The sequence below is a fragment of the Desulfonatronovibrio magnus genome (assembly GCF_000934755.1).
Taxonomy (GTDB): Bacteria; Desulfobacterota; Desulfovibrionia; order Desulfovibrionales; family Desulfonatronovibrionaceae; genus Desulfonatronovibrio; species Desulfonatronovibrio magnus.
In genome coordinates this window covers 8,356-18,647 of the sequence record NZ_KN882193.1, presented here as the reverse complement: position 1 = coordinate 18,647, position 10,292 = coordinate 8,356, and the positions used below count along the sequence as shown (strand labels likewise).

At 42.6% G+C, this 10,292-nt stretch carries 10 protein-coding genes; all 10 read left to right on the top strand.

Annotated features, from left to right (window positions below; genetic code table 11):
- The first annotated feature begins 564 nt into the window (after positions 1 to 564).
- The 10 genes from LZ23_RS21875 (at position 565) to cas2 (ending at position 10,142) form a co-directional block, all read left to right on the top strand.
- On the top strand, positions 565 to 1,416 hold the full coding sequence (locus tag LZ23_RS21875; RefSeq protein ID WP_045217722.1) for a M78 family metallopeptidase domain-containing protein: 852 nt from the start codon (positions 565 to 567) through the stop codon (positions 1,414 to 1,416).
- 87 nt (positions 1,417 to 1,503) lie between these two features.
- Positions 1,504 to 1,692 carry an HD domain-containing protein gene (locus LZ23_RS21870; RefSeq protein WP_045217721.1) on the top strand — a complete coding sequence of 63 codons (189 nt, stop codon included), beginning with the start codon at positions 1,504 to 1,506 and terminating at the stop codon, positions 1,690 to 1,692.
- Between the two features lie 11 nt (positions 1,693 to 1,703).
- Complete coding sequence (locus LZ23_RS21865) at positions 1,704 to 4,100, top strand: CRISPR-associated endonuclease Cas3'' (RefSeq protein WP_052507609.1); 2,397 nt, start codon at positions 1,704 to 1,706, stop codon at positions 4,098 to 4,100.
- 11 nt (positions 4,101 to 4,111) lie between these two features.
- Entirely contained in the window at positions 4,112 to 4,810 is a 699-nt protein-coding gene (gene cas5c, locus LZ23_RS21860) for a type I-C CRISPR-associated protein Cas5c (protein ID WP_045217717.1), read from the top strand.
- A complete protein-coding gene (cas8c, locus tag LZ23_RS21855) occupies positions 4,807 to 6,696 on the top strand; it encodes a type I-C CRISPR-associated protein Cas8c/Csd1 (RefSeq protein ID WP_045217715.1) in 1,890 nt (629 codons plus the stop codon). The genes cas5c and cas8c overlap by 4 nt, the downstream gene beginning before the upstream one ends.
- A 39-nt stretch (positions 6,697 to 6,735) precedes the next feature.
- Positions 6,736 to 7,563, top strand: coding sequence for a type I-C CRISPR-associated protein Cas7/Csd2 (gene cas7c, locus LZ23_RS21850; RefSeq protein ID WP_045217713.1), 828 nt, complete (start codon positions 6,736 to 6,738; stop codon positions 7,561 to 7,563).
- Positions 7,564 to 7,611: 48 nt separating this feature from the next.
- A complete protein-coding gene (locus LZ23_RS21845) occupies positions 7,612 to 8,190 on the top strand; it encodes a four helix bundle suffix domain-containing protein (protein WP_045217712.1) in 579 nt (192 codons plus the stop codon).
- Between the two features lie 3 nt (positions 8,191 to 8,193).
- Positions 8,194 to 8,817, top strand: a complete 624-nt coding sequence (gene cas4, locus LZ23_RS21840) for a CRISPR-associated protein Cas4 (protein WP_052507608.1) — start codon at positions 8,194 to 8,196, stop codon at positions 8,815 to 8,817.
- Positions 8,814 to 9,845, top strand: coding sequence for a type I-C CRISPR-associated endonuclease Cas1c (gene cas1c, locus LZ23_RS21835; protein ID WP_045217708.1), 1,032 nt, complete (start codon positions 8,814 to 8,816; stop codon positions 9,843 to 9,845). The genes cas4 and cas1c overlap by 4 nt, the downstream gene beginning before the upstream one ends.
- Positions 9,846 to 9,848: 3 nt before the next feature.
- Positions 9,849 to 10,142 (top strand): CRISPR-associated endonuclease Cas2, encoded by a 294-nt coding sequence (gene cas2, locus LZ23_RS21830; RefSeq protein ID WP_045217707.1) that lies wholly within the window; start codon positions 9,849 to 9,851, stop codon positions 10,140 to 10,142.
- Positions 10,143 to 10,292 lie beyond the last annotated feature (150 nt).

Below are 10,292 nucleotides of genomic sequence, written 5' to 3'. Positions count from 1 at the left end.
GGGACTGTCCCTCGCTGTGTAGATTTTTTCATCAAAGCAAATTTCTTCCAGGAACCAATGCAGCATCAATCTTTTTTATAGTACCTCGCGGGGACTGTCCCAATTTCCAAAAAAGTGACAGACTCTTAAAGATACTTACAGGTTCGGTCCCGGGCCACCCGGCAGAGGAGCTTACAAGTAGCTATAATCGTATTGGCAATGCAAAATTATTCACTTATGTTCAGTTTTACGGATCAAGCACTTGAAGCAAGGCTGGAGGCAAGCACAAAATAGGCCCTTCGCATTCCTGAAACTGGCAGGGATTACCTCTTCCTCCAGGTTATCCCATTTCTTACGGGCCTTTTTCACATACATTCTTTAATATCTTCCATCTGGAACATATTGACGACCATAGCCAGGCTCTGCCTGAAACATGACTGGACAAAAGCGGCCTCATGCTGCCCCATGTATAAGTTCGAGGCCATGCGCGTGTTTTTCAGCTCAAAAGGAAACGCAGAGGAGCAAGGTTTGTGGCTGATTAACTTTCAAACCTGACCTTTAATCTCATAAGCCAGGAGTGTATCCATGACTCAAAATCCATCACATCAGGTCCACGATACAGACGAGACCAGAAACCTCCTGGATCAGCTGCTCCAGGATTCCAGGTTATATTACCGGAGCAAGGATTATAAAGAGCTTCTGGACTTTGTTGTCCAGCTGCGAAACTTCGCTCCCTTTAATGCCATGCTTCTTAATTTTCAGAAGCCGGGGTTGTCTTATGCCGCGTCAAAGCATGACTGGTGGGAGAAGTTCAAGCGTTACCCAAATGAAGACGCTAGGCCACTTCTTATCCTCTGGCCTTTTGGGCCTGTGGCCCTTGTGTATGATGTGCAGGATACAGAAGGTCAAGAACTGCCTGAAGATGCTTTTTCCTTTGTTGCCAAAGGGGATATGAGCTCTGAGACGTTTCGAGTATACACTGACAAATGTAAATCTAAAGGCATAATCTGCAAAATGGTTGATAAGGGTGGAAATATGGCTGGATTGATTCGGGCTGTTAAGCGGGCGGTCAAGAAAGAGGATAAGCCTGAATACGAAATTAAAATCAACCAAAACCATGCACTCCCGGTTAAATTCAACACTCTGGTCCATGAACTGGCCCATCTTTATCTTGGCCATCTTGGAAAGGACATCTGCCTGAAAACACCTGATCGACATAATGTGGCCTTTCTTCAGCGTGAGCTTGAGGCTGAATCCGTGGCTTACCTGGTCTGCTTTAGAAGCGGGGTTAAGCCTAAATCTCACACATATCTGGCGGGATATGTAAGGAATAACCAGAGCATTGATAATATAGATATCTATCAGATCATGCGCACTGCAGGACAAGTGGAAACCCTGCTGGGCCTTACCCTGGGAAGAACAGGTTTTTCCGGTTGAGTAAATTGATGATTTTGTTTATGTTGTGTTTGGGATAAGGATATATTTATAGATTTTATTTGATTGATATTATGTCTGGAGAGATGCATGAAGTTTTATGCACATACTGTTGAAGGCAAGGGGCCTGAGGATTGGCAGGTCCTTGAGGAACACTTGGGCAATGTTAGCAAACTGGCAGAAAAGTTTGCCGGGGTATTCAATTCTTCTGATTGGGGGCGCCTGGCTGGGTTGCTGCATGATGTGGGAAAGTATCGGCTAGAATGTTTTAAGATCTAAAGAGAAATATCGTGAACACTTACATAGCGCGTACTGATATACACGGCAATATTACTCAGACTGTACAGCAACATCTTGAAGAAGTTGCCGTATTGACAAAGTTGTTTTCAGCTAAAATCAATCTGCCTATTGTTGGAGAGTTGTCGGGACTTGTTCACGACTTTGGTAAGTACGGAAATGCTTTTCAGGACCATATTAATCCATTGACCAAGCCCTTAGATAAAAAGCCAGACCACTCAACTGCTGGTGCTCAGTTTGCCTGGAACCACCTCAAGAGTATAAATGCTGTTGCCAGCCTGATTAAACAAATGATTGCCGTGTGCGTTGCTGGTCATCATGGCGGGTTAATGGACTGTATTTCCCCTGATGGGCAAAATCTGTTTATAAAGCGCATGGATAAGTCCTTCGATTCAACAAACTTTATGGATGCCTTCAGTAAAGCAGACCCAGGAATAATGAAGAGGCTTGACAGTTTGTTATGTTCAACAGAGATCCTTGATGAGATGGGGCAATTGATAAAAAAAATCAATGAATCAAAAAGCTCCAATGAGATAAAGTGCTTTTATTTAGGTCTATTCACACGTTTTTTGTTCAGTATGCTAATTGATGCAGATCGATTAAGTGCTTCAGGGCGTTTGAAGCAAAAAAAATCGGACTGGACTACATTGATTTCCCGTCTGGAAAAACGATTGCTTTCTTTTGAAGCTGATACCGAGGTGAACAGAATTAGGGCCCATGTTTCACAAGCATGCTATAATTTTTTCAACAAGAACAAGGGACTTTATAAGCTTAAAGTTCCAACCGGCGGGGCAAAGACGCTTTCCAGCTTAAGATTTGCTCTTCATCATGCCCGGTTTCACTGCATGAAAAGAATATTTTACATCGTTCCTTATACATCAATAATTGACCAGAATGCTGAGTGTCTAAGATATATCCTTGAAAAACCATCTGACTCTGAACAAGTTGTTCTGGAACATCATTCCAATTTGCCTGCGGATAAAGATACAGAAGAATGCAGGCAGTTAGCTGAAAATTGGGATGCTCCAATTGTGTTTACCACCTTGGTACAGTTTCTTGACGCATTTTATCATGGTGGAACAAGGGCTGCCAGGCGCATGCACAGGCTTTCAGATGCAGTCATTATATTTGATGAGGTGCAGGCTATTCCAATTAAAACTGTTCATCTTTTCAATAATGCCGTCAACTTTTTAGTAGAACATTGCGGCGCAACAGCAGTATTCTGTACAGCCACCCAGCCGTTGCTTGATAGGGTTGATGGTTCTAAAGGAGCAGTAAACTTTACTGGTGGGCAGGAACAGTCTGAAATTATCCCCAAAAAAATGGATCTTTTTAAGAAACTTCGCAGAGTAGTAGTTGAAGATAGACGGAAGGACGAAGGCTGGTCAATTAGTGAAATTGGCGAATACGCTGTTAGTGAGGCAGAGTTTTCAGGTAGCGCCCTGCTGGTGACAAATACAAAAAAAGCTGCCTTAGCAGTTTACGATTATTGTTCCTCCTGGATGAATACTTATCATCTCAGTACATATATGTGCCCAGCCCACAGGAAGACTATAATCAACAGTTTGAAGGAAAGTCTTGATAAGGGACAACATGCCCCTTTCATTTGTGTAAGCACTCAATTGATTGAAGCTGGTGTTGATCTCGATTTCGGGGCAGTGATCCGTTTTCTGGCAGGACTTGATTCAATTGCTCAGGCTGCAGGAAGATGCAATAGAAATGGGGTGAGGGATTCTGGACGAGTGACTATTATTAATCCCAATCATTTGGTTGAGAGCCTATCGAAACTCTATGACATTCAATCAGGTAAAGAAAAGGCCGAGACAGTCCTTGATGAATATAAAACTAACCCTGAAAGATTTAATCATGACATACTGCATCCTGATTTAATGAGTTTATTTTACAGCTATTATTTTTACAAACGATCACAGGAAATGGACTATCCAGTTAAAAACAATCAAATATTGAACAGAGATGACACATTGTTCTCTTTATTATCATCCAACCATTTATCTTTAAAACAGCACGCCAGGACCGAAAGAAAGGGAACAGGGCTCATACTGAACCAATCTTTCAAAACTGCTGGAAAAATTTTTGAGGTTATTGATTCGGGTACGACAGGTATAATTGTTCCTTACATGCGTGGAAAAGAAATTATTGCTGATATTTGCTCATGCACTGAGCTGGAAAAAATCAAAACCCTCCTAAAGGAAGCCCAGCAATACTCTGTAAATATTTACCGCTTTGAGTTTGAAAAACTCAAGAATGCTGGTGCTCTGCATAATATAATTATGGATTTAGATATCTACGCTTTAGACCCACAATATTACAACATTGATACTGGTCTGGTCTTTGAGCCGTCCGAGCCGATGTCTTTGATTGAAGCTTGAAAGGAGGATGTATGAAGAATCAAATTGAGTTTAAGGTTTGGGGACGTTTTGCCCTTTTTACTGACCCCGTTACACGCATTGGAGGAGAAAAATGTTCGTACCACATACCTACTTATGAAGCATTAAAAGGTATCACAAAATCAATATATTGGAAGCCGTCATTTATTTGGATTGTAGACAGGGTAAGGGTAATGAAGCCAATACGCACCCAATCCAAGGGGATAAAACCTCTTGATCATGTTGGCAAAGGAGCCCGTCACGACTTAGCTATCTATACCTACTTAGTTGACGTTGAGTATCAGGTTCAGGCGCACTTTGAATGGAACAGACATAGAAAGGATCTTGAGCAGGATTGGGTTGATGGAAAGCATTACTCCATTGTCCAGCGTATGATAGAGCGTGGCGGAAGGCGTGATATATGTCTTGGAGCGAGAGAATGCCAGGGCTATGTCGAGCCATGTATGTTCGGAGAAGGTGTCAGTCATTATCAAAACATTGATGAGGTATCCTTTGGGCTCATGTTTCACGGCTTCGATTATCCTGACGAAATTGGTGAAAACAATCTTTATAGCAGATTCTGGTGGCCAGTTATGTCAGAAGGAATTGTCGAATTTCTCAGTCCTGAAAAATGTCCTACACGTAAGTTTATTAAACAGATGGTTCCCAGTCCCCCAAAATCTAATGGGTTTGCTGAGGAGGGCTTATTATGAGCTGGATGGAGAAACTTTATAAAACTTATGAAAATGTTCATGAACAGCATGTTGGCAAGGACAATGACAAAGTTCCACTTTGGCCAAGCTGTCATATCACTCAAAACATTCAGGTTGAAGTTGTTTTGAATGATAAAGCGCAGATATTGAGAGCAAGGGTTATCCCAAAAGAACAGTCAATGACAATAATTCCAGCAACAGAAGGTTCTGCTGGAAGAACAGGAAAAGCCCTTAAACCACATCCAATTTTTGACAAGTTACAATATATTTCAAAAGATTATAATGATTATGGTGGCACAAAAGAGTCAGGATTTGATGAATTTATGTCTTTACTGAATGACTGGTGCAATTCGCAATATTCACATCACAAGGTAACACTGGTCAAGGATTATTTGCTAAATGGGACTTTAATTTCTGATCTCATAGAGAAGAGAATTCTTTATGTAGACAGCGATCTAAAGCTGCTTATGAAGTGGGAAGATAAACAGACTGATCCTCCGGAGATATTCTCAGTTCTTCCTGCATCTTCCTCTCAAACAGATATCTTTGTTCGCTTTGGGGTTGAGATCCCAGGAGACCCTGCATCTGAATTATGGATGGACAAGTCTGTATGGGAGAGTTGGTCCCGTTTTTTGAAATCTTACGGGAATAAACAAATTGGTTTGTGCTACATTACAGGAGAAGAAACCATACTTGCTTTAAATCACCCCAAAAAAATCCGGCACAGTGGAGACGGAGCTAAACTCGTTTCCTCCAATGACACATCTGGCTACACATTCAGAGGGCGATTTGATCGAGCCATAGAGGCTTGCGGGATTGGTATGGACATAACTCAAAAGGCCCATAGCGCCTTGCGTTGGCTTATTGGTAGACAGAGTTGGCGTGGAACAGGCGATAGCAATTTCAGTGTGGTAGCTTGGGCTGTTGAAGGTGATGATCTTCCATACCCCTTGGCAGATACTTATGAACTGTTTCAAGATAGTATTGGCGAAATTCCATCTAAAGCAGATAGTTACACCGCACAGGATTTTGGAAAGCGTCTGGCCAAAATGATATCAGGATATAGCCAGAAATTAGGGGATACTGCGGATATTGTTGTTATGGCTCTCGATTCGGCTTCACCTGGTCGCATGAGCATCAAGTACTATAGAGAATTGACTGGTTCAGAGTTTCTGGAACGTTTAAAAAAGTGGCACACCAAAAGCGCCTGGTTTCAGAATTTTGGTCAAGACAAGCATTTTTTTGGTGCGCCATCGCCTAAGTCCATTGCAAAAGCTGCCTATGGTAGCAGATTGGATGATAATCTTAAAAAATCCACTGTTGAAAGGTTGCTACCTTGTATTGTAGATGGAGCGCCTATTCCTAAAGATCTGGTTGATTCGTGCGTTCGAAGGGCCAGCAACAGGATCGGCCTTGAAAAGTGGGAATGGGAAGCTTGCCTGGGGGTTGCTTGTGCTCTTTATAATAGCTTTAAAGGAGGATATAGTATGGCCTTGGAACGGAAAAGAAATAGCCGTGATTATTTGTATGGGAGACTTTTGGCATTGGCGGATCGCTTGGAAAGAAGTTCTCTGGATACGACTGGGGAAAACAGGGAAACCAATGCCTCCAGACTAATGCACAGGTTTTCAATAAAACCCTTTACTACCTGGAAGATTATTAACGACTCCCTAAGTCCTCATAGGGTGCGTTTAAGGGCAAATTTACCAGGCATTCTCGGTTACCTTGAAAATGAATTTGATGAGGTCTTTAATCTTTTTAAATCTGAAGATTTTATCTCTGATGACAAGTTGACTGGAGAGTATCTTCTTGGTTTTCATTGCCAGCGATCCTACCTCAGGCAGTCAAAAAAAACTAAGGAAGCAATGGCAGTTAATCAAGAATAGCATGTTTAGCTATTAATCATGACAATATAGGAGGTTTATATGTCGTTAAGTAATAAAGTTGATTTTGCAGTTGTTTTCAGAGTCAAGAATGCCAATCCTAATGGAGACCCTTTAAATGGCAACCGCCCCAGAACGACCTATGAAGGGTATGGAGAGGTTTCTGATGTATGTATAAAGCGCAAGATTCGCAATAGGTTAATGGAAGAGGGTGAAAATATTTTTGTTCAATCTGACGATAATAAACTGGATAATTATACTAGTCTTAAAGCTCGTGCTGATGGCACTTTGAAAGAAATTAAGGATAAAGATGAAATCGTCAAAAAAGCTTGCGAGGTTTGGTTCGATGTTCGTGCCTTTGGGCAGGTCATGGCTTACAAAGGCAAAAATAAAGGAACAGGAGTTTCAATTCCAATTCGAGGTCCCGTTTCGATACATTCAGCTTTTAGCGTAGAACCTGTGAATGTGAGCAGTATACAGATTACAAAAAGCGTTAGTGGTGAGGGTGAAGGCACTAAAAAAGGTTCAGACACAATGGGTATGAAGCATCGAGTTGATTCGGCAGTATATATATGTTATGGATCAATGAGTCCACAACTATCAACGAAAACCGGCTTTAGTGATGAAGATGCAGCCATAATTAAAAAAATTCTCCCTCGTCTGTTTGAAAATGATGCTTCATCAGCAAGGCCTGATGGCAGTATGGAGGTTCTTAATGTTGTCTGGTGGAAGCATAACAGCAAAAACGGCCAGGTATCTTCTGCAAAGGTGCATAGAAGTATGCATGTTGAAATCAAAAGTGATGGGACTGTTGTACTTCAATTTGACGACTTAGATAAATTGAGCCCCGAGGTTATTGATGGCTATTAATTTTGTTTTTGATCTGCAAATCAAGCTGTAGCCCCTGGAGGTCTAATCATGCCACAAAAGCAACAACCACCCGGAATTATTCCTGCCCATGGTGGGTACCAGGACTTGAAATCTTTTCAGATGGCTGAACTTGTTTATGATGGCACAGTTAAGTTTTGTGAGCGCTTAGTTAATCCTCGCTCACGAACTTATGACCAGATGGTTCAGGCGGCCAGAAGCGGTAAACAGAATATTGTCGAGGGCAGCATGGCTTCTGGCACTTCTAAGAAGATAGAGCTGAAGCTGGTTGGAATTGCCAGGGCCAGCCTGGAGGAATTGCTGCAGGATTTTCAGGATTTTTTGCGGCTAAAGGATTTTATCCTCTGGGGCAAGGATCATCCCCTGTCCAAGACTGTCAGGGGGCTTTGTTACAGGAAGGATAGGTCCTATGCGACATATATGCCTTATATTGAAAAAGCACCGCCGGAAGTTGCAGCCAATACCATGATTTGTCTGATTCACCAGACAAACTACCTGCTGGATCAGCAGTTGAGGGCTCTTGAAAAAGACTTCCTGGACCAGGGTGGATTTACAGAGAGACTTTATCGGTCCAGAACCCAAGCTCGAAAGAATAAATGGAAGAATTAGATTATGGATGAAGCTGATGTACTGCCTCTTTCCGCTCTGCAGCACTTTCTCTACTGCCCAAGGCAGTGCGCCCTTATTCATATTGAGGGTGTGTGGACCGAAAACAGGTTCACGGCTGAAGGGAGGGTGCTGCATAACCGGGTTGATTCAGGTTGCTCTGGCAAGCGCGGTGACACAGTAGAAGACCGTTCTGTACCAGTGCGCAGTAATGAGCTTGGACTTTATGGCGTAGCCGATGTTCTTGAAATGAAGGCTGGCCCTGAAGGGAAAAGAATTCCTTATCCAGTGGAATATAAAAGGGGCAGTCCAAAAATTGAGGACTGGGATCGGGCTCAGTTATGCGCTCAGGCCATGTGCCTGGAAGAAATGCTTAGCCTGGAAATTCCTGAAGGTGCCATTTTTTATGGTAAGCCCAGAAGGAGGGAAAAAGTTGTTTTTGACAATGATCTGCGTGATCTGGTCAAAGTTAAATGTTTGGAGATGCGCTCAATGGTTAAAAGTGGCCTGACCCCTCCAGCGCAATATGGCAAAAAATGTAAAAATTGTTCTCTAACAGGGCAATGCATGCCGACTGCAACTCGAAAGGGGAAGGTTGAGCCCTATATCCTGAAGGGGTTAGAAGATTGAAGAAACTGTTAAATACTCTGTATGTCACTTCTCAGGGCAGCTATCTCTCCAAGGATGGTGAGTGTATTGTGGTTCGCTTTGAATCAGGTGAAAAAAAACGTTTTCCTGTGCATATCCTTGATGGAGTAGTTTGCTTTGGAAATGTGTTGTGCAGCCCTTTTCTGTTGGGGCACTGTGCTGACAGGGGGTTATCTGTTTCTTTTTTAACTGAAAGAGGCCGTTACCTCGCTGCTGTTCATGGTCCCCAAAGCGGCAATATTCTTCTTAGGCGTGAACAGTACCGCAAGGCAGATGACCTCCAGGCCTCAGCAATGATAGCAAGAAGCATCATTGCCGGTAAGGTGACTAATTCTCGGACAGTGCTCAAAAGATGTATTCGAGACTATCCTGACCGAATTGATCAGGACCGAGTCAAAGCAGCTGTCTCTATTCTTGATGGTTGTGCACACCGCTTACGTTCTAACGTTACGCTTGATGAGGCCAGAGGATTAGAAGGGCTGGCAGCCAACACATACTTTGGTGTCTTTGATCAGCTGATTTTGAGAAAGGATGAATCTTTCTTTTTTAACGGCAGAGTTCGCAGACCACCTCTGGATAATGTCAATTGCCTGCTCTCTTTTGTGTATACACTTTTGACACATGATATCCGGTCTGCCCTTGAAGCCTCAGGCCTGGATCCCCAGGCTGGTTTTTTGCACCGGGACAGATCCGGCAGGCCTGGACTGGCTTTGGATATGATGGAAGAATTCAGGTCTTTTATGGCTGATCGCCTGGTACTATCTCTTATTAACAGAGGTGAAGTTGTTGAAAAGGGGTTTATGGTAAAGGAGAGCGGAGCTGTTTTTATGAATGACGAGACGAGGAAGACAGTTCTGTCTGCCTGGCAAAAAAGAAAGTCGACAGAGGTCATTCACCCCTTTATTAAGGAGCGGATACCTCTTGGTTTGGCTTTCCATGTTCAGGCGAAACTTATGAATCGTTATTTACGCGGTGAACTTGACGGATATCCTCCGTTTTTCTGGAAGTAAATTATGCTTGTATTGGTCAGTTATGATGTAAGTTTCGAGGATCCATCAGGAAAAAGGCGTCTGCGCAGGATAGCTAAAGTATGTGAAAGTTATGGTCAGCGGGTACAGTATTCAGTTTTTGAGTGCGTGGTGGATCCTGCTCAGTGGACCAAATTTAAGGATCTTCTTTTGAAGGAATATGATGCAGATAAGGATAGTCTGCGCTTTTATTTCCTGGGTAAGAACTGGCAGCGGCGGGTTGAGCATCATGGTGTCGGGGTTAGTTATGACCCTGAAAATGATGTGCTCATTATGTGAGTTGCGAACCACAAGCTGTTTGTTTTTTCCTGGGACTTTCGCGACAATATTTTGTTGTTGTTTTTAAGGATGTTATACTTAGTTGATTGTTTTTTATGATAATGATTTTTTCTTAAAATCGATGTTTCGCGAAAAATGTTTCGCGAACCT

Bases quoted from the DNA above. Each gene is read 5' to 3' on its own strand.
- LZ23_RS21845 (WP_045217712.1), top strand. From the start codon at position 7,612: ATGCCACAAAAGCAACAACCACCCGGAATTATTCCTGCCCATGGTGGG.
- LZ23_RS21875 (WP_045217722.1), top strand. From the start codon at position 565: ATGACTCAAAATCCATCACATCAGGTCCACGATACAGACGAGACCAGA.
- cas8c (WP_045217715.1), top strand. From the start codon at position 4,807: ATGAGCTGGATGGAGAAACTTTATAAAACTTATGAAAATGTTCATGAA.
- cas7c (WP_045217713.1), top strand. From the start codon at position 6,736: ATGTCGTTAAGTAATAAAGTTGATTTTGCAGTTGTTTTCAGAGTCAAG.
- cas2 (WP_045217707.1), top strand. From the start codon at position 9,849: ATGCTTGTATTGGTCAGTTATGATGTAAGTTTCGAGGATCCATCAGGA.
- cas4 (WP_052507608.1), top strand. From the start codon at position 8,194: ATGGATGAAGCTGATGTACTGCCTCTTTCCGCTCTGCAGCACTTTCTC.
- LZ23_RS21870 (WP_045217721.1), top strand. From the start codon at position 1,504: ATGAAGTTTTATGCACATACTGTTGAAGGCAAGGGGCCTGAGGATTGG.
- cas5c (WP_045217717.1), top strand. From the start codon at position 4,112: ATGAAGAATCAAATTGAGTTTAAGGTTTGGGGACGTTTTGCCCTTTTT.